Genomic DNA, 23789 nt, shown 5'->3' with positions numbered 1-23789 from the left:
GATGCGGTACGATAGAACACTGTTCGATGGAGTGCAACCACGAGGGGAAGAAGCCATGGCAGGGCAGCGCAACGGCGCCGGCGCGGGACGACGACGGGCCTCGCACTCGATGGAGTCCGTGCTCACCGAGGCGGTGGCCCTGCTCGACGAGGCCGGGGCGCCCGCGCTCACGTTCCGCGCGCTCGCGCAGCGCCTCGGCGGCGGGGTGGCGAGCATCTACTGGTACGTGGCCAACAAGGACGAGCTGCTCGACCGGGCCGCCGACCACGTGATGGCCGGGGTGCTGACCGACGTGGAGAAGCTCCCCGAGGGTGAGGACCCCGTCGACAACCTGCGCGCGATCGCCCTGACCCTCTTCGACGCGATCGTGGTGCGCCCCTGGCTCGGCGCGTACTTCATGCGCAACACCGACGTGCAGACCAACGCCCTGCGCGTGTACGAGCTGCTCGGGCAGCAGACCCTGCGGCTGGACCTCACGGCGCGGCAGCGCTTCCACGCGGTCTCCGCGATCGTGGGGGTCGTCGTCGGCTCCGCCGTGGACCTCGGACAGGAGCCCCCGCAGGAGGTGCTCGACGGGGCACTGGGCCGCGATGAACTGCTCGGCCGCTACGCCGCGACCTGGCGCTCCCTGGACCCGGCGGCCTTCCCCTTCGTCCGCGAGATCGTGGACGAGTTCGACGGCCACGACGACGCCGACCAGTTCCGCTCCGCCCTCGACCTGACCCTGGCCGGACTGCGGCTCCAGGCCGGCGGCTGAGCTACGCCGGGGCCGTCCGCCCCGTGCGCCGCCGCCCCAGGAGCGGCACGGCGACGAGGGCCAGGACGATCATGGCCGCGGTCGCCAGGCCCGTCAGGGCCGTCCAGGCGCCGCCCGCCGCGCCGCCGGCGGCGCGGTCGATGCCGCCGGTGGCCAGCATGGTCGTGGGATCGGTCAGGGCGTGCAGGAGGATCGCCGCCCACAGACTGCCCGTGACCCGCAGGGTGAGGTACATGCACACGCCGAACCCGAAGGTGTAGACGACCGTCGTGGCCACGGTGGCGACGGGGACGCCCGAAAGCAGGTTCGCCGTGTGCAAGAGGGCGAACAGCAGCGAGGACACCAGCATCGTGTACCGCTCGGAGCGGCCCGCGTCGCGCAGGATCCGCACGACGAGACCGCGGGTCAGGAACTCCTCGGCCACGCCCACGCACAGCCCCGCCAGGGCCAGGGCCAGGACCCGCGAGAGGGACCAGGCGTGCGGGTCGACGGTGCCCAGGTGCCCGGCCACGGCGAGGAGCACGAGAATCGGACCGCACCACATCCAGCGCCGACCGCCGCCACGACGACGCGCGAACAGGTCCCGGAGCACCCCCCGTCGACGGGCGAAGAGCAGCAGGGACAGGGCGCCGACACCGATCGGCAGCGCCAGACCGAGCAGGATGCCCCCGGCACTCGCCAGGAGGTCCCCCTCGACGCGGTCGCCCGCGAGCAGGGCCACGACGCGGCCCACCGCCAGGAACCAGGCGAGGTAGCAGACGACCACCGCCGCGGCCTGCCAGGCCGCGGGACGGGGGAAGACGCCGCGGACGGCGACGGAACGACGGCGCCCCCTGGGGGAGGGGCTCGGCAACGGACCGTCGGATCCGCGCGGGGGGCTGTTCATGCGCCCATCCTGGGCCGCGTCGCGGGGTGTCGACAGGGATCTCCGACCCGAATCGGTGGGACCTCCGCACCCCTGGGCCGGGCCGGAGGTCGCGTGACCGCGCCGGCCGCCGACCCGTCCGCGGGAGAACGGGCGGGCCGGCGACGCGGGACGTTCGGCCCGGCAGGGGCGGTCCGGGGACCCTGCCCTCGGGCCTCGGCCCGGAACGAGGATGAAGGGATGCGGACAAAAGCGACATCCCACAAGGGCGGACGAACCCCGAACGCGCGACAGCGCATGCAGGAGCGGCGCGAGGCGGAGGCGAACGCGGCGCGGCGCAAGCGGCGCGCCGCCATCGCCGCGGTGGTCGTCGCGGGCGCCGCCGTCGTGGCCGGCGGGTTCTGGGCGGCGCGCTCCGGCGGCTCGGGCGCGAGCCCCTCGCCGGGCGCGAACAGCGTCGCGAAGGCCAAGGACGGCCCCCTGGTCACGCCCGGCCTCGCCGACGGCGTCAACGCCCTGGTCTACGGGGACAAGAAGGCCCCGCACACCCTCGACGTGTACGAGGACCCCCGCTGCCCCTTCTGCGGAATCGTGGAGCGCGGGCTCGGCGAGGAGATGCAGCGGCAGGCCGACGCCGGAAAGTACAAGATCGTCTACCACCTCGCCTCCTTCCTCGACGGCCCCTCCGGCAGCGGCTCGAAGAACGCCGTGAGCGCCCTGGCCGCCGCCGCGAACCAGGGGCCGAAGCAGTTCGCCGCCCTGCACGCCGAGCTGTACAAGGACCAGCCCGACGAACGCGAGGACGTGTTCGCCGACAGCGCGAAGCTGCTCGCCCTCGCCGCCCGCGCCCCCGGCCTGGACCAGGCCGCGCTCAAGGCCGACGTGGACAAGGGCACCTACGTGCCGTGGGCGATCCGCCACAACGAGACCGTCAACAAGTCCCTGGAGAAGACCTGGCAGGACAACTCCCTGCCCGGCCGGCCCGGCACCCCCGCCGTCCTCCTCGACGGGCACCGGCTGGAGGTCCTGACCGGCGGGGGCGGCGCCGAGGTCAAGGCGGTCGGCGCGAAGGAGTTCACCGCCCTGGTCGACGCCGCGCTCCCCACCCGCTGACCCGACCGGCCCGGCCGCGCGGGGCCAAGGTCCGCCACGACCGGTGACCAACGGCCGGCGCGGGGCCGCCGGCCGGAACGGTATTCCGGTGGAGGGCGGGCGCGCGTCCGCGTGCCCGCGTGTGTCGAGAGGTGTGTGTCGTGGGATCGGTTCGACAGGTGCGGGCGCAGATCGCGCTCGCGGTGCTCGGGGTCGCGGCGGTGGCCGTGCTCGTCGGACGCTGGTCGATGATCGGAGGGCTGAGCGCGCTCGCGGACTACGGGACCCTGGCCCTGGTGTGCGCGGCCGTGGCCGCCGGGACCGTGGGCGTGCTGGCCTGGCGGGTCTCCGAGGTCGTGCGCTCGCGCGCGACGCGGGTGGGGCTCGGGCTGGGCGCGGTGCTGGTGGCCGCCGCCGTGTCGGCCGGGACCCTGGTCGGGTGGGCGGGCGCCGATCCGCACGGCCGCTACGACCGCGCGTACGGGCGCACGGGCGGTTGCCTGGCCGGGACGGCGTACGCCGGTGACGACGTGCGCGTGGCCCTGCTGGCCGACCTTCCGGCGCAGGCCGCGACCCCCGGGCATCCCGGGCACCCCGGGTTCGCGGACCGGATGGTGGTCCGGCCGGTCGGGCTGCCGCGCACCGCGGAGCTGGTCTTCGACCACGCCGGCACGGGCGCGCGCCCGGTGCCGGAGAACACGGCCACGGAGGCCGTGCTGCGGGCGCACGGCTGCACGTGGTGAGGGCTCAGGCCGGATGGTGGTCGGGGACCGCGTCGAGCCGCAGGTCGTGTTCGAGGAGGGCCTTCAGGGAGCACAGGACCGTGGTGAAACCGCCCACGGTGTCCCCGACCCAGCGCAGGGCCTCGGCGGTCGAGCCGCGGAACCCGGTCTCGGCGACCTCCACGAAGGTGGTGTCCCCGGGGCGCGGGGTGAAGCGCAGTTCGACGGCGGTGGGCTGGTCGTAATTGCCCCAGGTGAAGCGGAGCAGTCGCGGCGCGTCCACCTCCTCGACCCGGATCTCGGCGGAGGCGCCGTAGGTGCGCCACTCCCAGCGCAGGTGGGCGCCCGGTGTCATGGGGCCGGAGCTGTCGGTGTACCAGAAGCGGGTGGTGACGGCCGGGTCGACGAAGGCGTCGAACACCTCGGCCGCCGGCCGGCGGATCAGCATGCAGGCGTGGGCGGAAGGGGGTTCGGGGGCCGGGGCGTTCTCCATGGCACCGATCATGCCCCCGGCCGCCCGGACCCGGTCGGCGACCCGCCGGCGCGGTCGGCGCGTCGGCGTGGCAGGAGCTTCGTGGGTGGGGCTTCGAGGGGGAGTTGGTCCCCGGTGGCGCCGAGTTCGAGCCGCGCGTAGTCGGGGTGGTCCAGGCGGTGGTGGACGAAGATCTGGTCGGCCCACGCGGGGTCGAAGGGGGTGAAGGCGCGCAGGCCGAGGACGCGCCCCATGGGGCGGTCGGGGCGTTCGGCGGTGAACTCGGCCACGGCGGCGGCCTCGCCGATCCCCTCGACGGTGCCGGGCAGGTCGTCCAGGTAGCAGGTGACCCGGGGCAGCAGGTGGGCGTGGCCCGGGGTGCGGAACAGGTCGAGGGCGGTGGCCGTGGCCGAGTACGTGTCGAGGTCCAGGGCGATGAAGCCCACGGGGTGCTCGCGCAGTGCGTCGGCGTGCGCGTCGAGGTGGGCGGGGAGGGTGTCGGCGAGGTCGCCGAGCACGAGCTCGGTGTCGGTCAAGGCGTCGCTGTCGCTGTCGGTTTCGCCGAGGCGGGCCCGCAGCCGGGCGTGGTCCATGGTGTAGAAGCCGGGGCCGAAGAGGTGGGGCAGGTCGCGCGGGTCCTTGGCGGCGGGCATGCCGGCGCCGCTGTCGAAGCCGACCACGCGGACGCGGACGCCGGTGGCGGCGGCGTAGTGGCGGGCGTGCGCGGCGAGGGCGAGCAGGCCGTTGCCGCCGGCGACGCCGAACTCGATCACGGTCACCCCGGGGTGGCCCAGGCGGGCGGCGAGTTCGGTGGCGCGGCGCACGCCGTGGGCGTAGTGGGGGCGGTCCACGAGTCCGAACCGGTAGGCGGCGGCGGAGCGGGCGCCGGGCAGTCGGCGCACGAGCCGGTGCAGGGCCGCCTGGCGGGTGCCGGACTTCGACCAGTCCCACAGCAGGTCGGCCGCGCCGCCGGTGGGCCGCCGCCCGTAGGGATGTCCCTTCTGGGCCGTCGTCGTACGGGGCTTCGCGCGCATGGGGAGCCTTTCGTCCGAACGGGTCCGGTGCCCTGGCAGTATCGGCCGGCCCGGCCCCGGCGGGGGACGGGATTGGCCGGGATTGGCCGGAATCGCCGGGCGGCGCGGCGGGTTCGCGCGGGCGCGGGCCTCAGCGGAAGGCCGCGCGGTGCGGGCCGAGGTCGGGGTCGAGTTCGTGGAGCATGCGGCGGGTGTCCTCCAGGATCCCGGCGGTGCACAGCACCTGCCAGCGCAGGTAGGACGGCGACTGCCGGCCGGCCGCCGTGAGGAAGGCGCTCTCCGCCACGCCGAGCAGCCGGCGCAGGCCCGGGTCGAGCGCGGTGTCGGGGGGCGCGTCGTCGAGCCGGTGGTCGGCGATCTCGGCGAGCACCCGTGCGAGCGCGCCGAACACGGCGTCCAGGCCGGGGGCCACGCGCGCGTCGGGTGCGGGGCCGGCGGGGTCCTCGGCCCGCTCGTGGTGCAGGGCGGGGGCCCGGCCCTCGCGGTAGGTGAGGTCGTACAGGCCACGGGTGATGCCCCGGAGTTGGTGCCCCACGTGGTCGAGGGCGGCCGCGGCCTCCGCCAGGCGGGCCACCGACGGGGCGCGCCGGCCGGGGCGGCCGCCGGGGCGTCGGGCGGCCTCGTGGGCGCGGCGCACGGCGGAGCGCACGTCGTCGAGCCGGCCGCTGAGGTGTCGGGCCCGCCGCACCCAGTCCCCGGTGTGCCCGGCCCAGTCCTCCGCGCCGACCCGGTCGGCGATCTCGGCGAGCAGGGCGGCCATGTCCCGGGTCAGCCGGGCCGTCTCCTCCCGGGCGCGCCGGGTGAACCCGGGCGAGGGCACGAGCAGGGCGATGACGGTGCCGACGAGGACGCCCAGGACGTTCTCCTCGATGCGTTCGGTGCCGTACCCGAGGTGGTCGCTGCCGGCCACGACGAGGATGCCGGTCAGGGCGATCTGGTGGACCTGCGCGCCCAGTCTCAGCAGCCGGCCGGCGAACAGCCCGATCAGGGTCACCAGGGTCACGGTGAGCAGCCCGCCGCCCCCGAGCGCCGCGACGGCCGCGCCGAGCAGCACGCCGACGACGATGCCGGCGGCCCGTTGCAGGGATTTCAGGGCGGTCGCGTACGGGGTGACCTGGGCGACGAGGACGGCGCCGGCCGGCGCGAGCCCGGGGGCGTCCAGGTGCAGGAGGTCGGCCGCGACCCACCAGGACAGGGCGGCGGCCAGGACGGTCTTGAGGACCATGACGCCGTCGCCGAACCCGTTCACGAGCCGGCCGAGGTGGGTGGGGGTTCCTGACACGCGCATGCCTCCGGCGAACGGAAGAGGACCGACGGGGACGGACGGGGGCCCGAGGGCCACGCCGACGGTCCTCCACTGTCCCCGCGCCCCCGGCGCCCGCGCACGCGACACGACGGGCGACGGCGGGGGTTGGCCGGCCGGGTGCAGGTGCGCACGGGGACGCGCGGCGGGTGGGTGGTGCAGACCGTCGAGAACCCCGGGCCGCGCCCAGGGCCCGAGCGGGTCGCGACCCTGACCGAGCCGTTCCGACGCGCGACCGGGCGGGTGCACGCCGAGCACGCGGGTGCCGGCCTGGGCCTGGCCGTCGTGGACTCCGTCACCCGCGCCCACGACGGGGTCCTGACCCTCGCGCCGCGCGAGGGGGGCGGCCCGCGGGTCACGGTGGACCTCCCGGCGGCCCCCGGCCCCGCCGCCGGCTAGGGGCGTTCGAGCATGCGGCGGCGGAGGGTGTCGTAGATGGGTTCGCTCTCCAGGCGGTCCGCCGTCACCGTCGCCGCGTAGGAGGCGGCGACCAGCGGCACCAGCAGGGCCGTGGCCCCGGTCATCTCCGCGATCAGCACGATGCCCGTGATCGGTGCCCGCACCACGCCCGCGAACAGGGCGCCCATGCCGAGGACCGCGAACGCCGCCGCGTCCGCCCCGCCCGCGCCCGCCGGCAGCAGGGGCGCGAGCAGTACGTGCGCGAGCACCCCCCACAGCGCGCCCAGGGCCAGCAGCGGCGCGAACAGTCCGCCCGGGGTGGCCGCCGCGTAGCTGAGCGGGCCCGCCAGGAAGCGGACCGCCAGGTACAGCAGGAGCACGGTCGCGGTCGGGGTCCAGCCGGTCAGCAGGCGGGCGCTGAGCGATTCGCCGCCGCCCGCGAGGGACCGGTCCGCCGACATCAGCAGGCCGACGACCGCGCCGATGACGGCGGCCCGGGCCACGAGCGGCACCCGCGTGAACCGGTCACAGAAGGCCAGGGTGGCGACCACGAGGGCGCTGTAGGCGGCGCCGAGCGCTCCGGTGGCCGCGCCGAACAGCACGAACAGCGGCAGCAGCCACATCGCCGGGACCTCCGGATCGGGGATCGGGAAGACGGCGTCGTCGCCGACGAGGGGGCGGGCGCAGGTCACGGCGGTGGCGGTGCCGATGAGGGCGAGCAGCACGAGCCGGGGCCGGACCGTGCGGGTGACCTCCTCGCACACGAACAGCAGCCCGGACAGGGGCGCGGTGAACGCGACCGCCAGGCCCGCCCCGGCCAGGGAGGTGTGCGCCATCCGCGCGTCCTCCGGGCCCAGGCCGGCGCGTCGTCCGGCGATCGCGCCGACGGCCGCGCCCATGTGCACGGTCGGTCCCTCGCGGCCCAGGACGAGGCCGGAGCCCAGCGCGATGAGTCCGCCGACGAATTTGACGGGCAGCAGGCGCAGGGCGCGGGTCTCGCCCTGTTGGCGCCACACCGCCTCCACGTGTTGGACGCCGCTGCCCGCCGCGTACGGCGCCAGGCGGGCCAGGGCGCAGGCGAGCGCCGCGCCGACGGCGGTCAGCAGCACGGGCACCGCCCAGCGGGCGGCCGGGCCGTGGGCGGCGGCCGTGTCGAGCAGCAGGACCCGCCACCGGTCGGCGTGTTCCAGGCACCAGCGGAACCCGCCGCCCACCAGGCCGACCACGGCGCCGGCGAGGGCGACGGTGACGTGGGTGCGCAGGCCCTCGGCGGGGCGGAGGACGGCGACGGCGGCGGCCCGGAACCGGTCGGCGCGTGGGGTGGTGGCCATGGCGTCGAGCCTGGACCCCGACCCGGCCGCGGTCCGGGGGGCACGCCGCCCGGCCGCGAAGGCACTCCCCCGGCGGCCCAACCCCCGGGATGGGTAGGGTGCGGGGCATGGGGATGACGGAGGCGTTCTGGGAGCGGGTCGACGGTACGAGGTTCCGGGCCACGGAGTACACCAGGGGTCCGTGGGACGTGGGTTCGCAGCACGCGGGGCCGCCGGCGGCCCTGCTCGGGCGGGCCGTGGAGGACCGTCCGGGGGCCCGCGAGGACCTGCGGCTGGCCCGGATCACGTTCGAGATCCTGCGGCCGGTGCCGATCGGCGCGGTCGAGGTGGACGTGCGGGTGGTGCGGGCCGGGCGGGGGACGGAGCTGGTGGAGGCCACGCTGACGGCCGAGGGGGCGGCGGGGCCGGCGATGCTGGCGCGGGCGGCCCGGATCCGGGTGGCGCCCGCCTCGGTGCCGGCCGTGCGTCCGGGGCCGGTCGAGGCGGGGCCGGCGGAGTCGGTGGAGGTGCCGTTCTTCGCCGTGCCGTGGGAGGTGGGCTACCACACGGCGATGGAGACGCGGTTCGCGCGCGGGTCGTTCACGGAGCCGGGGCCGGCGGCGTGTTGGATGCGGCCCCGGGTGCCGTTGATCGCGGGGGAGCCGCTGCGGGCCCTGGACCGGGTGTTGTTGGCGGCCGACTCGGGCAACGGGGTCGGGGCCGTCCTCGACATCGACAAGCACCTCTTCCTCAACGGGGACCTGACGGTGCACCTGCACCGGCATCCGGTGGGCCCGTGGGTGTGCGTGGCGGCGGACACGGCGGTGGACCCGGACGGGATGGGGCTCGTGGACATCGCGTTGCACGACGAGGACGGGCCGATCGGCCGGGCGGGGCAGACCCTGTTCGTCACCTCCCGCTGAGGGCGCGCCGGGCGGCGATCTCGGGGGTGGGCCCGGGGGTGGGCCCGGTCGCGGGGGGCCGGGGCGGGGTGCGCAGGGCCAGGCCCACGGCCACCGCGCCGAGGGCGCACAGCGCGGCCGTCCCGTACAGCCCGTACCGCAGGGCCTCGGTGAAGGCGGCGGCCGGCGGTCCCCCGGCCGGGCCCGCGCCGGCCGCGACCCGGGCGGCGGCCTCGTGGGAGCCGACACGGCCGGCGATCAGGCTGACGAGGACCGCGCCGTACACGGCGATGACGACGGCCTCGCTGCCGATCCGCAGGGTGTTGAGGAATCCGGCGGCCATGCCGGCCCGTTCGGGGCCGACCGAGCCGATCGCGAGGCCGTCGCCGACGCCGAAGGCGATGCCCGCGCCGAGGCCGGTCAGGGCGAGCGGGGCGATCAGGGGGCCGACGGCGCCGTCGGGTTCGATGACGGTCAGCCACGCGTTGCCGACCGCGAACAGGGCCTGGGCGCCCGTGATCAGGGCCCGGGCCGAGGCCCCCCGGTTGACGAGGGCGCCCGCGAGCGGGGGTGCGAGGAGCACCGGGGCGGTCAGGAGGAAGAGCACGCCGCCGGCGGCCCCGGCGGAGAGCCCGGCGGCGCCGACCAGGTAGCTGGGCAGGTAGGTCAGCAGGGTCACGAAGCCGAGGGTGGTCACGACCGGCACGGCGCACAGGGCCGTGAAGCGGCGGTCGCGCAGCAGCGCGGGCGCGAGGAGCGGGGCGGCCGAGCGGGTCTGGGCGACGCCGAACGCGCAGAGCAGCAGCGCGCCGCCGAGCAGGGCCGTCAGGGTGCGTCCACTGGTCCAGCCCCATTCCGGGCCCTGGGCCGAGCCGACCACCAGGGCGCCGAGGCCCGCGACGAAGAGGGCGGCGCCGGTGACGTCGAGGCGGGGCCGGTGCGCGGCCCGGGATTCGACGACGAGGCCGACGCCGGCCAGGGCGGCGAGCAGGACGAGGGCGTGCGCGCCGAAGCCGGCCCGCCAGCCCAGGGTGCCGACGAGCAGGCCGGAGAGGGTGGGGCCGGCGGCCAGGCCGAGTCCGGCGGCGCTGCCGAGGGCGGCGAAGGCGCGGGTGCGGGCCGGGCCGTCGAAGGTGGTGCCGAGGATCGCGCCGCCGCTCGCGAAGACCCCGGCCGCGCCGATCCCGGCCAGGCCCCGGGCCAGGTCGAGGGCGAGGACGGTCGGGGCGAGGGCGGAGGCGAGGGAGCCGGCCGCGAAGACGGCGCCGCCCGCCGCGAAGACCCGCCGTCGGCCCCACAGGTCGGAGGCCGAGCCGGCCACGAGGGTCAGGGAGGCGAAGGTCAGGTTGTAGGCGTTCACGACCCATTGCAGGGGGGCGCCGGCGGCGTCGAGGTCGCAGCCGATCTCGGGCAGGGCCACGGCGGAGCCGGAGATGGCCATGGGCACGGTCACGAACGCGAGCAGCACCACCACGAGGGTGGCGACTGGACGCGGGCGACGCGCGGGACCGGGGTCGGGGGTGGGGTCGGGGCCGGGAGCGGGCATGACGGGGGAACTCCTCACGGGGCAGGGCGGAGTGACGTGACGACAGATTGCCGCTTGGAGGACAGTGCCACTCAGTGGCAGAAACTGTCAAAGGGCGAAAGCGCCCGAGTGGTCGCCCCGGGTAGGATCGGCGGCGTGAGCGAGAACCTGCGGGAACTGCCGCTGCGGGAACGGAAGAAGCTGCGGACGCGCCGCGCGCTGTCCGAGACGGCGTTGCGCCTGTTCACCGAACGCGGCTACGACGCGACCACGCTGGACGAACTCTGCGATCTCGTGGAGGTCTCCAAGCGGACCTTCTTCCGCACCTACCGGTCAAAGGAGGACGTGGCCCTGGCCGCCGACAGCGATCTGTGGTCCGCGTACCTGGGGCGGACCCCGGAACTCGACGCCGGGCGACCGCTGTTGGAGGCCCTGCGCGAGCTGCTGGAGAGCACCCTGGCCGCGATGGATCCGGACTGGGAACGGCGCTTCCTGGCGACCAGGCGCCTGGCGGACGGGGTGCCGGCGCTGCGCGCGCACAGCCTGGGCTACTGCCAGGACACCACGCGGGCGCTGGTCGAGGCCGTGAGCGGCGAGCCGGAGAAGACGGGCGACGGCGGTGCGGGCGACGGCGCGGGCGGGTCCGCGGCCCGGATCCGTCGGGGGCTGACCGTTGAGGTGTTCGTGGCGGCCTGGCGCACGGCGTCCTCGGAGTGGACGGCGGCGGGCGGCCGGGACGGCCGGGCCGGGCTGGCCCGGTGGATCGACGCGGCGTTCGCCGAACTCGGCGCGGTGCTCCCGGCCGGAGCGTGACGCGGGGCCGGGGCCGGACCACCGCCCCCGGCCCGCCCTCTCCCGGCCCGCCCGTTCCCGTGCGTGCCCGATCCGCCGGCGCCGGGGGTCAGTCCTCCTCGGCCGTGGTGCGGGACCGGGCGCCGGCGCGGGTGCGGGTTCCGGAGGGGGCCCGGTCGGGGTGTCGGCTCAGGTACTCCTCCTCAAGCTCTCGCAGCCGTCGCGAGTGCGTCTCCAGGGCCCGGTCCGAACCGTGCAGGAAGGTGGCGTGTCGGGTGCGGTGGATGGTCTCCAGTTCCTTGAGCAGGGTGGCGTCGTCCAGTTCCCGCGCCGCGCCGCCCTCTCGGGGCTCCGTCATCGTGGTCGGCTCCTCGTCTTTCGGGGTCCTCGTCCGGGCCGCGCCCGGGACTCCATGGTGCGGACCGCCGGGGAGTCCGGGCCGGCACGACATGCGCGGAGGCCGGCCGTGGTGTGATGGGGGCGGTCGGATGGCGTGTGGGAGGGGAGCCGTGGAGCGGGTACTGGTGGTGGGGTCGACCGGTGCGGGCAAGACCGTGTTCGCGCGGGCCCTGGGCGCCCGCCTGGGGCTGCCGCACCACGAGATGGACGCCCTGTACTACACGGGCCCCGGCTGGGCGGTGAACGAGGACCTGGTCGGGGAGGTGGCGCGGCTGGTGGCCCGGCCGCGTTGGATCGTCGACTCCCTGGGCGACCCCCGGGTGCGCGGGCCCTTGTGGGACCGCGCGGACACGGTGGTGTGGCTGGACTACCCGCGTCGCGTCGTCATGCCGCGGGTGCTGCGCAGGTCGCTGCGACGGTCGGTGACCCGCGAGGCGCTCTTCGGCGGGAACCGGGAGCGGTGGCGGGAGTGGGCGAGCCGGGAGCACCCGGCGTGGTGGGCCTGGGCCCGGCACGCGGACCGGCGGCGCGAGATCGACCGCCTCGTCCACGACCCCCGGCACGCCCCCCTGACCGTGCACCGCTTCGACCACCCCCGGGCCGCCGCGGCCTGGTCACGCTCGCTCTAGCAGCCGGTCGGAGGGCGCGGGGGCGGTCAGGGGCCGGGGGTGGTGGACTGGGCGGTTTCGAAGGCGGCTTTTTCCTGGTCGCCGAAGTTCGTGCCGGCCATGTACGGGCTGGGGGCGCGGCCCTGCATGTCGGCGACGGCGTCGAGGCCGCCGGCCTCGGACTGGGCGAAGTGGGAGGTCACGCCGACCAGGAGGCCCCGGCCGGTGGTCGGGTCGAAGTCCTTGAACCAGGGGCCGCCGCTGGCGCCGGGGCTGAACTGGGCCCGCGTGATGTCGCTGTTGGTCTCCCACCACCATTCCCGGTTGATCCAGGAGGCGCCCTGGCTGAACAGCAGGGAGCGGCCGTCGTACACGCGTTGCCGGTCGGCGGGGACGCCGTTGACGTTGGGGGCGCCGTCGATCACGGCCGCGCCGCCGGCGGCGAAGTTGGGGCCGCTGTAGCTCTTGTAGTTGACGCTGGGGAAGCCGAAGGTCGTGCGCGGTGTGGTGCGCGGCTGGTTGAAGGCGATCGGCTGTCCTTCGCCCACCACGTCCTCCAGCGGGCGGTCCTCGGTCGGGTTGTCCACGACCATCGCGACCATGTCGTTGTTGTTGAGGAAGTTGGCCTGGGCACCCCAGCCCTCGGTCCACCAGGCGCGGGTGACCGGCCACACCCCGTAGGGGGCGACGTCGGGGCCGATCGCGGGGCCCGTGGCGGGGTCGGTGCCGGGGGCGACGCGGGGCACGGCCGCGCCCCGGAAGCCGGGGACGAAGGCGACGTTGGTGGCGATCTGGTTGAGGTCGGGGTTGTTGAGGCCCCAGTTGAGGCGCAGGCAGTGGGCGGCGGCGACCACGACGCTCTTGTTGAGGCTCTTGACGACGGTGGCGGTGCAGGTGCTCAAGGCGGCGGGGGCGTTCGGGTCGTCGGCGTTGCGCATCCGCATCACGAGCTTGCCGACGGTCCGGGTGATCCGGGCCTCGCCGGTCCACGGTCGGGCGGAGTCGTCCCAGCCGGCGGCGGGGGCGACGGCCTCGGTCCCGTCGGGGTTGAGGGCGGCGGTCGACAGCCGGTTCAGGTTCCAGAACGCGGCCTGCGCGCGGAGGGCCTCCGGGTAGTCGGCGCCGAGCGGGACGAGGCGCAGTTCGACGGGGCCGGCGGCCTGCGCGGCCGGGGCGCCGCCCAGGGTCGCCGCGGCGACCGCGGTCATCGTCACGGCCAGGGCGGCCGTGCGGCGCGGGGTCGGCGGCTTCATGGGGGCTCCTCGGCGGGATCGGGTCTCGGGTGTCGGCGTCGGCGTCGGCGTCGGCGTCGGCGTCGGCGTCGGCGTCGGGTCGAAGCCAACAGCACTCGTCCGTTCGGATCGAGACCTCTTTCGGCCTATTGATGTGACGCTCACACGATCCGATGTTCAGCAGGTACGGGTGGAACGTCGAAGGAGTGCTCGTGGCCCACGCCGGACGAAGGAACCCTCGGCATCCGGTGACGACGGCGGCCGCGGCAGTCGCCGCCCTGGCCCTCGCGGCGGCCCCCGTCGCCGCGAGCCCCGACCCGCCGCGCACGGGGGGCCGGGGGTGGGAGACCGTCTGCTCGACGTCGGCCGGCCCGCCGCACGCCGAGCGCACGGTGCGGCTGCCCGCCGGCGCCGCCGCCGCGCTGCTCCGTTCCTCCCCCTCCTACCCGGGGCCGTGCGCCGAGTACGGCCCGGCCCTGCCGCTGGGCGCGGGCACGCTGCGCGCGTACGCCCAGCGCGAGGGCGGGCGCCCGCTGGCCCTCGGCTTCACCTTCCCGGCCGCCGCCCTGCGGGACCTGCCCACGGCGGTCGGCGACGGGCGGCACTGCTTCGACCGGAACGAGGACGGCCGCTTCGACCTGGCGACCGAGTGCTCCGTCGGCCACGAGCACGTCCTGGAACTGCCCGCGGGCTTTCGGCGGCACGTGGACACGCCGTTCTCCTGGGGGCTGGTGAACTGGAACCCGCAGGGGCACATCCCGATCGGGGTCTACAACGTGCCGCACTTCGACTTCCACTTCTACCTGCGGCCCAAGGCCGAGAGCGACGCCATCCGGCCCGGGCCCTGCCCCGCGCTCGTGAACTGCGAGGACTACGCGCGGGCGAAGAAGCCGCTGCCCGCGCGCCACCTGCCGCCCGACTACGTGGACGTGGACGCCGTCGAGCCCGCCATGGGCAACCACCTGGTCGACAGCACCTCGCCCGAGCTGCACCACGGCGGTTTCACCCACACCATGCTGTTCGGGACCTACGACGCGCGGGTCACCTTCCTCGAACCGATGATCACCAAGGCGTGGTTCACGGGGCTGCGCGAGGGCACCGTCCGCGACGCGTGCTTCCCGGTGAAGCAGCCCGCCGCCTGGCGGACCGCCGGCTGGTACCCGACCTCGTACTGCATCAACCACCGGGCCGACCGGGACGAGTACCGGGTCGCGCTGACGGGGTTCGTCCACCGGCCCGCCGGCTGAACCCGGCGCTCGGCCCGGCGCGCTCGCGGGCGCGGGTCCGGGCCGCCGCGACCTGACATTCCGTCAAGATCGCGCCGGCCCGCAGACCCGTTCGATCGAATGTCCGCGTGTTCCCGCGCCCTTTCGCGCCGCCCGCGCCCCGCGCCCAGCATGCTTCGGGGCTGTCGGGACACCCCCGGCGACGCGAGAGGCGGACTGGTCGTGGTGTGGAGCGCGGTGATCGCGGTGGGCATCGGGGCGGCGGCCTCGGTGGGCATGGCCCTGGTGGGCCTGCGGATCAGCCGGAGCGGCTCGATGCCGGACACCGGGCCCGCCGTCGGCAACGCGGCCGGGGTGGTGTTCTCCTTCTTCGTCATCACCCTGGCCTTCCTCATGGTCAGCTCCGCCCAGAACCTGGCCACCGCCCGCCAGAACAACTACGCGGAGGCCGGGGCGCTGATGGACATCTACCTCACGGCCCGGGACGTCCCCCAGCCGGTGGGCCGCGAGCTGCGCGACCACTCCCGCCGCTACGCCCACCTCGTCATCGACGAGGAGTGGCCGGCGATGGAGCACGGCCACATGGACACCGACACCTGGGCCATGGCCTACGGCCTCCAGTTGCTGTCCACCACCAAGATGCCCGAGGCCACCAAGCCCGCCGCCGCCGGCGCCGCCCGGGACGCCTCGCTGCGCCTGCTCCAGCAGCGCCGGATGCGGGTCGCCGACGTACAGGGCGGGATGCCGCCGGTCATGCTCGGCACCACCCTGGGCGCGGCCGCCCTCGCCCTGGCCTTCCTCGTGCTGATCGGTTGGCCCGGCGGGCGCCGCGGCTTCTGGGCCATCGCCGCGCTCGGAGCGGTCTGCGCCTACGGGATATGGCTCGTGATCCAGCTGAACCACGCCTACGCCGGAATCCACGTGGAACCCTCCGCCTTCCGAGAGGCCCTGGTCCGCATGGACTTCGTCGACAGTCACGGCATCTGACCACACCCCCGCACCCCCACACCGTCCACCCCGTCCCCTCGGCCCCGCTCTCTGAGGAGTCCCCGTGCCCCCGCTCCCCCGCCCGACCCCGCCGCGCCCGCTCGCGTCCGCCCGGCTGCGCTCCGCCGTCGCCGTGGTCTCCCTCGCCACGGCGGGCGCCCTGCTGCTGCCCGTCACCGCCGCCGCCCACGGCGACCACGGCGACCGGAACGCGCCCGCCGCCGGCCAGGCGCCGGTGCCCGAGGCCGTCCGCCGCGAGATCGACCCGCAGGAGGTGAAGAACCTCGGCCAGAGCCACGCCGAGGAACACGCCCGCACCCGGGCCGCGCTGCGGGACATCGGCGACTACCCCAACCCCACCCGCGTCGAACGCCTCAAGCAGCTGACCGAGTCCCAGCGCAAGCTGAACGACGGCTTCGGCCCCAAGGTGTACGGCCGGTTCGCCGAGTACTTCCCCTCCCCCGACTACGCCGTCCACATCGCGCAGCTGCCCACCGGCAAGATCCTGCTGTTCTCCTTCGAGCCGGTGGAGGACAACCCGCAGAAGGAGACGGCCCCCACCAACACCCCCGGCGGGGACAACGCCGGACGCGCCTTCCTCTGGGACCCCGCGCGGGGCACCGGCCGGGACGCGTTCAAGCAGGTCACCCCGCCCGTGGTGGACATGCCCGACGGGCTGGACCAGCCCCGACCGGCCCCGTTCTTCTGCGCCGGGCACTCCTTCCTCCCCAACGGGATGCTGGGGGTCTTCGGCGGCAACCTCGGCGGCAACGGCGGTTCGGGCGCCAAGCTCTCGCTCGTCTTCGACCCGTGGACGGAGACCTGGCACCGCAACGGGGACATGGCCGTCGGCCGCTGGTACCCCTCCGTGGTCACGGGCGCCGACGGCCGGCAGCTGATCTTCTCCGGGCACACCGAGATCGGCTGGTCCGGCACCCCCTCGACCCTCGTCGAACGCTTCCCGGCGAAGAGCCACAAGGTGCCCTGGCTGACCACCGACCGGCCGCACGGCGTGCCCGTCGAGAGCCTGCGCACGACGGCCCCCTTCACCCTCGACTACCCGCAGCTGTTCTCGATGCGGGACGGGCTGGTGTACGCGCTGGGCCGCAAGCCCGCCGAACAGTTCACCTTCGACCCCGTCGACGACACCCGCGACGAACTGCCGGCGCGGCCCGACGGGGTCAACCGGCTCTACGGCGGGGCCGTGCCGATGCCCGGCGGGCACAAGGGCCCCGAGGCCGCCCTCGTCATCGGCGGCGACCGGGACAGCGGGGCCACCTGGCGGCTCTCGCGGGGCCGGTGGACCAAGGACACCTCGCGGGCCTTCGGACGCACCCAGGACAACACGCTGCTGCTGCCCGACGGCAGCATGGCCACCTTCGGCGGCTCCTTCGACGTGCGCGACTACGGAAACGGCCTGTTCAACCCCAACGCCGACCTGAAGTACCGGCAGATCGAACTGCGGGACGCCGACGGCAAGTGGTCCCTGGGCCCGGCCCAGCGACTGCCCCGCGGCTATCACGGCAACGCCGTCGTGATGCCCGACGGCCGGATCATGGTCACCGGCGACGAGCTCCAGCAGATCGCCAACGACCCCGACATCCGCGACGACATGCACGGGTCGATCGAGATCTACGAGCCCGCGTACCTGCACCGGGGACCGCGCCCCGACCTGCGCGCCGCCCCCACCGGGCCGATCCGCTACGGCCGCCCGTTCCAGGTCGGCAGCCGGACCGCGGACCGCGTGAAGCGGGCCGTGCTGCTCGCGCCCACGACCGCCACCCACGCCGTCAACACCAGCCAGCGGCACGTGGAGCTGCTGATCACCAAGCGCGAGGGCGACCGGCTCACCCTCCAGAGCCCGCCGGACGCGGCCGCCGCCACGCCCGGGTTCCACATGCTGTTCCTGCTGGACGCCGACGGCGTCCCCAGCGTGGCCCAGTGGGTGAAGCTGGAGCCGGCCGACCTCTCCTGACCCGCCGGCGTGGCGGACGAGGCCCAGGCCCCGTCCGCCGCGCCGGTCACGGGTTCTGGACGTAGGGGGGCCAGGCGCCGGGCGCGGGCGGGGCGGCGGGGTCGGCGGTGGGGCGGTCGCCGAAGGGGGACCAGGCCGGTTCGGGGACCGGGCGGGCGTGCGCGGCGCGGTGCGTCGCGGGGGCGGGGGCCACGTCGTCCAGGGCGGGGAGGGCTGCCGGGTCGGCCGCGCTGCCGCCGCCGAGGTTGTTCAGCAGGTGGTTGAGGACGAGGGCGACCAGGCAGCCGGCGGTGATGCCGGAGCCGAGGACGGTGGCGAGGGGGCCGGGCAGGGCCGCGTAGAACCCCGGGTCGGCGATGGGGAAGAGGCCGACGGCGAAGGTGACGGAGGCGATGATCGCGTTGTGTCCGGTGCCCAGGGCCGCCTTGGCCAGGGTGCGGATGCCGGCGACGGCCACCGAGCCGAAGAAGACGATGCCGGCGCCGCCGAGCACCGGCAGCGGCACCACGGCCACCAGGGAGCCCAGGACCGGCACCAGGCCCATCAGCGCGAGGACCGCGCCGCAGACGGTGACCACGTAGCGGCTGTGGATGCGGCTGAGGGCCACCAGGCCGACGTTCTGCGCGTACGAGGTGGTGACGAAGCCGCCGAGCACGCCGCCCAGCGCGGTGGCCAGCCCCTGGGCGCGCAGTCCGCCGGCGATGGAACGCGGGGTGGCGGGGCGGTCGGTGACCGCGCCGAGGCCGATGAGGGCGGCCGTGGACTCGGTCATGGAGACGAGCATGACCACGATCGTCGTCCCGATGACGGCCGGGACGAGGGTGGGGGTGCCGAAGGCGAAGGGGGTGGGCAGGGCGAAGGCGGGGGCCTCCTGGAAGGTGGAGGTGTCGACCTTGCCCAGGGGCACGGCCACCAGGGTGCCGACGATCATGCCGAGGAGGGTGGCGACCCGGCCGAGGAAGCGGCCGGAGAGGGCGCGGTGCAGGAGCAGGGTGACGGCGAGGGTCACGCCGGCGAGGGCGAGGTTGGTGCTCGACCCGTGGCCGGGGGTGTCGGCGTCCCCGCCCTGCACCCACTGGCCGGCGACCGGCAGCAGCGAGAGCCCGACGAGGGTGACCACGCAGCCGTTGACCAGGGGCGGGAAGAAGCGGACGAGGCGGGAGAAGAGGGGGGCCAGCAGCAGGCACAGGACGCCGGCGACGACGGTGGCCCCGAACACGGCCGGCAGGGTGCCGGGCCCCTCGGTGGGGGCGGCGGCGAGGACCGGGGAGACGACGGCGAAGGACACGCCTCCGGTCAGGGGGGCGCGGGCGCCGATGCCGAAGAGGTCGAGGGTCTGCGCGACGGTGGCGAGTCCGGAGACGAGGAGGGCGGCGGCGAGGAGGGTGGAGAGTTGGACGGCGGAGAGCCCGAGGGCTCCGCCGATGATCAGGGGCGGGGCGGTGAGACCGGCGTACATGCCGGCGACGTGTTGGAGGGCGGCCGGTACCAGTCGGCGGACGGGAAGTCTCTCGTCCACCGGGTGGGGGGTCGCGGCGGCGGCCGGGGCGGCCTGGGCGCGGGACGGCATCGTGGGTCCTTGGAGTCCGTCCGTCGGGCGGATCGGACGGGGGCTCGGGCTGTGGGACGGGCGGGGCGGTGCGGGGACGGTCGCACCGGTGGGGCGGGCGGGGCGGATCCTCGGGGTGGTGGGATTCGGCCACAGCTTCGTTTCGCATCTCGGAAAGAGTTTTCCATTGGCGCCGGGACGGGACTCTAGGGAGATCCCGGACCGTCGTCAACACCCCCAAGGAACCCGGCCGATGCCGCGTGGATTTCGGAGGAACCGCCAAAGACCTGCCGTGATCCCTCCCGATTCCCCCCTGATGTCGCCCCGGATCGCCCTGACCGCGCAGGTGGGCCACCGGCGCGCGGGAGGCGGTCCGGGCCTCGGGGCACGCCGGCCGGGAGGAGGGTGACACGTGTCCTCGATTCGTCCGTGGCACACGGGTCTTGGCCAGATCGCGACGGTTCCCTACGGTGTGCCGCCATGTCCTCCACGGAAGAACGACCCGACCTGCCGCCCCTGGCACCGGCCCGTGCCGCCGCCCGCCGCGCCGCCCTCGGACTGACCACCGGTCAGGTGGCCTGGGCGCTGGGCGCCTACCTCGGCCGCCCCGTCCACCCCGACGCCGTCGCCGCCTGGGAGAGCGGCGCCCACACCCCCGACACCCCGACGGTCCGCGCCCTGGCCGCCGCCCTGTGGTGCGAACCCGCCGACCTCGTCGGCGACGCGACCACCCTGGCGCAGTGTCGCGCCGTGGCCGGGCTCGGCACCGGCGAGGTCGCCGCCCTGGTGGGCCTGACCCGGGCCCAGTGGGAACGGGTCGAGGCGCACGACCGCTGGCAGGGGGACGCGGCCCGGAGCGCGGCCCTGCTGCGCGCCCTGCGTCCGCCGCCCGCCTGTTGGGTCGCGGTCTGCGGGAAGACCGGTCACCTGCGGGTGGTGTTGCGCGAGGCCGTCACCGGCTGGTGGCCCCCGCACGTGCCGGCGGTGGCGGCGATCGTGCCGATGGCGCCGGAGGTGATCTCGACCGCGTTGGAACGCCTGCACCTCGCCTACCAGCGCCTGGACCAGCAGGCGGGCGCCTCGCCGGAGGCCGCGGCCCTCGCCGAGCAGCGCTCCACGACCTTCCTGGACCACGTGGACGGCTACCTGTGGGAGGCGCTGCGGCTGCCGCCCCCGGCCTGATCCGAACCAGTCGTTTCGAACAGTCATATCCGGGCAACCGGCGCTCCGAGAACGGTTCTTGACAGCCCGGTGAAAGCGTGAGGAACTGTGTCCGCCGGACCGGCGGCGGCCTCACACCGCCCCGTGTCCCCCGTCGGTGCCGCTCGCCCGACGTCCCCGGACGGCCTTCCCGGTCGCCCGTTCCGCACCACCCTCCGCACCACCCCCTTCACCGCCGCCGTCGCGACGCCCGTCCCGTCGCCCGGTCGGCCACCCGTGGCCCGGTACCGCCGTCGGCGTCCGCGTCACCGCCCCACCCGTCTCCCCGCGGCGCCCCGTCCTGCCCGCACGCCCTTGTCCACCCTTCGCACCGGGAGTTGCCCCCGCATGTCCGCGTCCAGCGAACCCGAATCCACCCCCGCGTCCCCCGCGTCCCCCGCCGAACCCGAACCGGACCACGCACCCGAGCACGAGCCCGCCCCCGAATCCGCCCCCGAGCCCGCCGAGAAGCACCCCGTCGACCGGAGCCTGCCGCCGCTGAAGCTGCTCGGGGCCGGCCTCCAGCACGTCGCCGCCATGTACGCGGGCGTCGTCGCCCCGCCCTTGGTGGTGGGCATCGGCGTCGGCCTGTCCACCGCCGAGGTCGCGTTCCTGATGAGCGCGAGCCTGTTCACCTCGGGCATCGCCACCCTCCTGCAGACCCTCGGGTTCTGGAAGGTCGGCGCCCGACTGCCCTTCGTCAACGGGGTCTCCTTCGCGGGCGTGGCCCCGATGCTCGCGATAGCGAAGGCCGAGTCCCCCGAGGACGCGCTGCCCGTCATCTACGGCGCGGTCATCGTCGCCGGCGTCTTCGGTTTCCTCCTGGCCCCCTGGTTCTGCAAGTTGATCCGCTTCTTCCCGCCCGTGGTGACCGGCACCGTGATCACGCTGATCGGCGTCTCGCTGCTGCCCGTCGCGTTCAACTGGTCGCAGGGCGGCAACCGGCAGGCCGATGACTACGGCAGCCTCGCCAACATCGGCCTGGCGGCGGCGAGTCTGCTCGTCACCATCGTGCTGCGCCGGTTCCTGACCGGGTTCCTCAAGCAGATCGCGATCCTGCTGGGCCTGGCCGTCGGCACCCTCATCGCCCTCCCTCTCGGCCTGGCCGACTTCTCGGGCGTGGGCGACGCCGACCTGATCGGGTTCCCGACCCCCTTCCACTTCGGCGCCCCGCAGTTCGCGGCCGCCGCGATCATCTCCATGTGCATCGTCATGCTCGTCTCGATGACGGAGTCCACGGCCGACGTCCTCGCGCTCGGCGAGATCGTGGAACGCCCCGCCGACGAGAAGACCCTCGCGGCGGCCCTGCGCGCCGACGGCCTCGGCACCGCCATCAGCCCGCTGTTCAACGGGTTCGCCGCCAGCGCCTTCGCGCAGAACGTGGGCCTGGTCGCCATCACCAAGGTCCGCAGCCGCTTCGTGGTCGCGGCGGCCGGCGGCATCCTGATCCTGCTCGGCCTGTGCCCGCTGCTGGCCTCCGTGGTCGCCCTCATCCCGCAGCCCGTGCTGGGCGGCGTGGGCATCGCCCTGTTCGGGACGGTCGCCGCGAGCGGGGTGCAGACCCTCACCGGCGCGGCCCTGGAGAAGGGCGACAACGTGCTGATCGTCGCCATCTCGCTCGGCGTCGGCATCATCCCGATGGCCGCCCCGGACTTCTACCACGCGCTGCCCGAGGGCCTGCGCATCGTCCTGGACTCGGGCATCAGCACCGGCTGCGTCACCGCCGTCCTGCTGAACCTGGCCTTCAACCACCTCGGGCGGCGCGGGAGCGGCGCCGGGACCGCGGGAACGCAGGAGGAGCGGCCCGCCGTCGCCGGGCACGCCGTGCACGCCTGACCCGAACCCCGCACCCGAACCCCGCCCCGCCCCCGTCCGCGCGCCGTCCCGCGCGGGCGGGGGCGTCAGCGGTGGCCCAGCACGTTGACCACCCGGCCGTTGGGGTCGCGCACGAGGAAGCGGCGCACCCCCCACTCCTCGTCCCGCGGTTCGCGCACGATCTCCGCGCCGCTGCCGCGCACCACCTCGTACGCCGCGTCCACGTCGTCCACCTCGACGCTCAGATCCGGGACCACCGGCGCGGTCGGGTCCCCGGTGGCGAGGCTGATCTGCGCCCCGGGGGCCGTCGGGGAGGCGAGGGTGACGATCCAGCCGTGGTCCATGACCTCCTCGAAGCCCAGCAGGCCGTAGAACTCCCGGCTCTCGTCCAGGGCTTGAGAGCGGATGTTGGGCACGACACGACGTACGGTCATCGACGACTCCTGATCCGGGAGGGAACGCGTCCGCGGGACAGTCAACACCCACAGCGCCCCGGGCGGGGGCCGATCGGCGTGCGTTCGGGGCGGCGGCGGGTTCAGGGCGCGTAGCGGGCGGCGAGGGCGACGGCCCGGTCGTGGAGCGCGGCGCGCAGCCAGGGCGGGTCCAGGACCTCGATGTGGGGGGCGTACTGCCACAGGGCCCACTCGGCGTGACGCCGGTCCTGAAAGCTCAGGGTGAGCAGCGAGCGGCCCTCCGGGTCGGTCTCCTCGGCGTGCAGGACGAGGGCGGTGTCCACGAGGTGGTCCCGGTGCGCGGGTTCGGCCCGGGCGCGCACGGTGACCTGCTCCCCGCCCGCCGTGCGGAAGGCGACCCCGCGCTCCCGCCAGGTGTGGTCGAGGTCGACGGCCTCGGGGCGGGCGGCGGGTTCGTCGAGTTCCTCGGCGTCCAGGATCCGCGAGAGCCGATAGGTGCGTTCGGCGCCCTCGCGCACGGCCAGCAGGTAGCCCTGTTCGCGGACGGAGACCAGGCCGACGGGGTCGACGGTGCGCCACGCGGGCGTCGCCTCCCCCGCGCGGTAGCGCACGCGCAGGCGCCGGCCGGCGAGGACGGCGCGCCGGATCCGGGTCACGGTGGCGTCGGGGACCTCCTCGGGCGCGACCCGGCGGGAGAGCAGATCGGTCGCGGGGTCCACGAGGATCCGGCGGGCGGCGCCGGCGGCGGGGTCGCGCAGGTGCTCGGGGAGGGCGTCGAGGAGTTTGAGCACGGCCGAGGCCAACGCGGAGCCCAGGCCGAAGAGTTGGGCTCCGCGTCGGGAGCCGGCGACGACCAGGGCCAGGGCCTCGTCGTGGTTCAGGCCGGTGAGTGGCGTGCGGAAGTCCGGCAGCAGCGCGAACCCGCCGTGCCGGCCGCGCTCGGCGTAGACGGGCACCCCGGCCGAGGACAGGGCCTCGATGTCGCGCAGCACGGTGCGCGGGGAGACCTCCAGTTCCCGGGCGAGGGCGTCGGCGGTCATCCGCCCGTGCCGACGCAACAGGAGCACCAGGGTCACCAACCGATCGGCACGCATCCCGGCACCCTACGTCCCGGATCCCGGCCCGGAACATCCGCCCCGAATACCTGACCGAGGGTGTCGTGTATTCGCGGCAGGCTTCTGATCACGGAGGTCACGGCCCGGTGGTTCGCGG

The 23789-nt window shown here is 75.4% G+C and carries 23 protein-coding genes; 12 read left to right on the top strand and 11 right to left on the bottom strand.

Annotation, left to right across the window (positions count from 1 at the left end; all coding sequences use genetic code 11):
* Positions 1-109 precede the first annotated feature (109 nt).
* Positions 110-757: a TetR/AcrR family transcriptional regulator gene (locus ACN20G_RS34730; RefSeq protein WP_424217447.1), complete on the top strand. Its 648-nt coding sequence runs from the start codon at positions 110-112 to the stop codon at positions 755-757.
* 1 nt (position 758) lies between these two features.
* Here ACN20G_RS34730 and ACN20G_RS34725 read toward each other — a convergent pair whose 3' ends face one another.
* Positions 759-1643, bottom strand: a complete 885-nt coding sequence (locus ACN20G_RS34725) for a CPBP family intramembrane glutamic endopeptidase (protein WP_424217242.1) — start codon at positions 1641-1643, stop codon at positions 759-761.
* A gap of 276 nt (positions 1644-1919) precedes the next feature.
* Here ACN20G_RS34725 and ACN20G_RS34720 point away from each other — a divergent pair, with 276 nt between their 5' ends.
* Together ACN20G_RS34720 and ACN20G_RS34715 are read left to right on the top strand one after the other, a co-directional pair.
* Positions 1920-2735 carry a thioredoxin domain-containing protein gene (locus ACN20G_RS34720; RefSeq protein WP_424217241.1) on the top strand — a complete coding sequence of 272 codons (816 nt, stop codon included), beginning with the start codon at positions 1920-1922 and terminating at the stop codon, positions 2733-2735.
* Positions 2736-2875: 140 nt separating this feature from the next.
* Complete coding sequence (locus tag ACN20G_RS34715) at positions 2876-3457, top strand: hypothetical protein (RefSeq protein WP_424217240.1); 582 nt, start codon at positions 2876-2878, stop codon at positions 3455-3457.
* A 4-nt stretch (positions 3458-3461) separates the two neighbouring features.
* On the opposite strand, the gene ACN20G_RS34710 is transcribed toward ACN20G_RS34715, so the two are convergent.
* The 3 genes from ACN20G_RS34710 to ACN20G_RS34700 all read right to left on the bottom strand — a co-directional run bounded on the left by ACN20G_RS34710 (position 3462) and on the right by ACN20G_RS34700 (position 6224).
* The gene (locus ACN20G_RS34710) at positions 3462-3929 is read right to left on the bottom strand and encodes an SRPBCC family protein (RefSeq protein ID WP_424217239.1); all 468 of its coding nucleotides are present in this window, start codon (positions 3927-3929) and stop codon (positions 3462-3464) included.
* Between the two features lie 8 nt (positions 3930-3937).
* The gene (locus ACN20G_RS34705) at positions 3938-4942 is read right to left on the bottom strand and encodes a hypothetical protein (RefSeq protein WP_424217238.1); all 1005 of its coding nucleotides are present in this window, start codon (positions 4940-4942) and stop codon (positions 3938-3940) included.
* 130 nt (positions 4943-5072) lie between these two features.
* The gene (locus ACN20G_RS34700) at positions 5073-6224 is read right to left on the bottom strand and encodes an FUSC family protein (RefSeq protein WP_424217237.1); all 1152 of its coding nucleotides are present in this window, start codon (positions 6222-6224) and stop codon (positions 5073-5075) included.
* 141 nt (positions 6225-6365) lie between these two features.
* On the opposite strand from ACN20G_RS34700, the gene ACN20G_RS34695 reads away from it, so the two are divergent.
* Positions 6366-6644, top strand: coding sequence for a sensor histidine kinase (locus tag ACN20G_RS34695; protein ID WP_424217236.1), 279 nt, complete (start codon positions 6366-6368; stop codon positions 6642-6644).
* Here ACN20G_RS34695 and ACN20G_RS34690 read toward each other — a convergent pair.
* Positions 6641-7975: a ClC family H(+)/Cl(-) exchange transporter gene (locus ACN20G_RS34690; protein WP_424217235.1), complete on the bottom strand. Its 1335-nt coding sequence runs from the start codon at positions 7973-7975 to the stop codon at positions 6641-6643. The two genes, ACN20G_RS34695 and ACN20G_RS34690, sit on opposite strands and share 4 nt — an antisense overlap.
* Before the next feature lie 107 nt (positions 7976-8082).
* Between ACN20G_RS34690 and ACN20G_RS34685 the strand changes: the two genes are divergently transcribed.
* Entirely contained in the window at positions 8083-8877 is a 795-nt protein-coding gene (locus ACN20G_RS34685) for a thioesterase family protein (protein ID WP_424217234.1), read from the top strand.
* On the opposite strand, the gene ACN20G_RS34680 is transcribed toward ACN20G_RS34685, so the two are convergent.
* Positions 8864-10402: an MFS transporter gene (locus ACN20G_RS34680; RefSeq protein ID WP_424217233.1), complete on the bottom strand. Its 1539-nt coding sequence runs from the start codon at positions 10400-10402 to the stop codon at positions 8864-8866. The two genes, ACN20G_RS34685 and ACN20G_RS34680, sit on opposite strands and share 14 nt — an antisense overlap.
* A gap of 135 nt (positions 10403-10537) precedes the next feature.
* On the opposite strand from ACN20G_RS34680, the gene ACN20G_RS34675 reads away from it, so the two are divergent.
* The gene (locus ACN20G_RS34675) at positions 10538-11194 is read left to right on the top strand and encodes a TetR/AcrR family transcriptional regulator (RefSeq protein ID WP_424217232.1); all 657 of its coding nucleotides are present in this window, start codon (positions 10538-10540) and stop codon (positions 11192-11194) included.
* Positions 11195-11282: 88 nt separating this feature from the next.
* Here the strand turns inward: ACN20G_RS34675 and ACN20G_RS34670 are convergent, their stop codons facing one another.
* Complete coding sequence (locus ACN20G_RS34670) at positions 11283-11531, bottom strand: DUF6158 family protein (RefSeq protein ID WP_424217231.1); 249 nt, start codon at positions 11529-11531, stop codon at positions 11283-11285.
* A 151-nt stretch (positions 11532-11682) separates the two neighbouring features.
* Here ACN20G_RS34670 and ACN20G_RS34665 point away from each other — a divergent pair, with 151 nt between their 5' ends.
* The gene (locus tag ACN20G_RS34665) at positions 11683-12201 is read left to right on the top strand and encodes an adenylate kinase (RefSeq protein WP_424217230.1); all 519 of its coding nucleotides are present in this window, start codon (positions 11683-11685) and stop codon (positions 12199-12201) included.
* Positions 12202-12227: 26 nt separating this feature from the next.
* Here the strand turns inward: ACN20G_RS34665 and ACN20G_RS34660 are convergent, their stop codons facing one another.
* Positions 12228-13433: a hypothetical protein gene (locus ACN20G_RS34660; RefSeq protein WP_424217229.1), complete on the bottom strand. Its 1206-nt coding sequence runs from the start codon at positions 13431-13433 to the stop codon at positions 12228-12230.
* A gap of 227 nt (positions 13434-13660) precedes the next feature.
* Between ACN20G_RS34660 and ACN20G_RS34655 the strand changes: the two genes are divergently transcribed.
* The 3 genes from ACN20G_RS34655 (at position 13661) to ACN20G_RS34645 (ending at position 17600) form a co-directional block, all read left to right on the top strand.
* On the top strand, positions 13661-14659 hold the full coding sequence (locus tag ACN20G_RS34655) for a hypothetical protein (RefSeq protein WP_424217228.1): 999 nt from the start codon (positions 13661-13663) through the stop codon (positions 14657-14659).
* Between the two features lie 201 nt (positions 14660-14860).
* Positions 14861-15625, top strand: coding sequence for a hypothetical protein (locus ACN20G_RS34650; protein ID WP_424217227.1), 765 nt, complete (start codon positions 14861-14863; stop codon positions 15623-15625).
* Between the two features lie 64 nt (positions 15626-15689).
* Positions 15690-17600: a galactose oxidase-like domain-containing protein gene (locus ACN20G_RS34645; protein WP_424217226.1), complete on the top strand. Its 1911-nt coding sequence runs from the start codon at positions 15690-15692 to the stop codon at positions 17598-17600.
* Between the two features lie 46 nt (positions 17601-17646).
* Here ACN20G_RS34645 and ACN20G_RS34640 read toward each other — a convergent pair whose 3' ends face one another.
* Positions 17647-19170: a uracil-xanthine permease family protein gene (locus ACN20G_RS34640; RefSeq protein ID WP_424217225.1), complete on the bottom strand. Its 1524-nt coding sequence runs from the start codon at positions 19168-19170 to the stop codon at positions 17647-17649.
* A gap of 459 nt (positions 19171-19629) precedes the next feature.
* On the opposite strand from ACN20G_RS34640, the gene ACN20G_RS34635 reads away from it, so the two are divergent.
* A complete protein-coding gene (locus tag ACN20G_RS34635; protein WP_424217224.1) occupies positions 19630-20331 on the top strand; it encodes a helix-turn-helix domain-containing protein in 702 nt (233 codons plus the stop codon).
* Positions 20332-20697: 366 nt separating this feature from the next.
* Positions 20698-22185, top strand: a complete 1488-nt coding sequence (locus tag ACN20G_RS34630) for a solute carrier family 23 protein (protein ID WP_424217223.1) — start codon at positions 20698-20700, stop codon at positions 22183-22185.
* A gap of 65 nt (positions 22186-22250) precedes the next feature.
* On the opposite strand, the gene ACN20G_RS34625 is transcribed toward ACN20G_RS34630, so the two are convergent.
* The gene (locus ACN20G_RS34625; RefSeq protein WP_424217222.1) at positions 22251-22598 is read right to left on the bottom strand and encodes a VOC family protein; all 348 of its coding nucleotides are present in this window, start codon (positions 22596-22598) and stop codon (positions 22251-22253) included.
* A 101-nt stretch (positions 22599-22699) separates the two neighbouring features.
* Entirely contained in the window at positions 22700-23671 is a 972-nt protein-coding gene (locus tag ACN20G_RS34620) for a helix-turn-helix transcriptional regulator (RefSeq protein ID WP_424217221.1), read from the bottom strand.
* Between the last annotated feature and the right edge of the window lie 118 nt (positions 23672-23789).

It is taken from the genome of Streptomyces dryopteridis, from assembly GCF_049606955.1.
In the GTDB taxonomy this organism is placed as follows: domain Bacteria; phylum Actinomycetota; class Actinomycetes; order Streptomycetales; family Streptomycetaceae; genus Streptomyces.
This window is presented reverse-complemented; position numbering and strand designations above follow the sequence as displayed.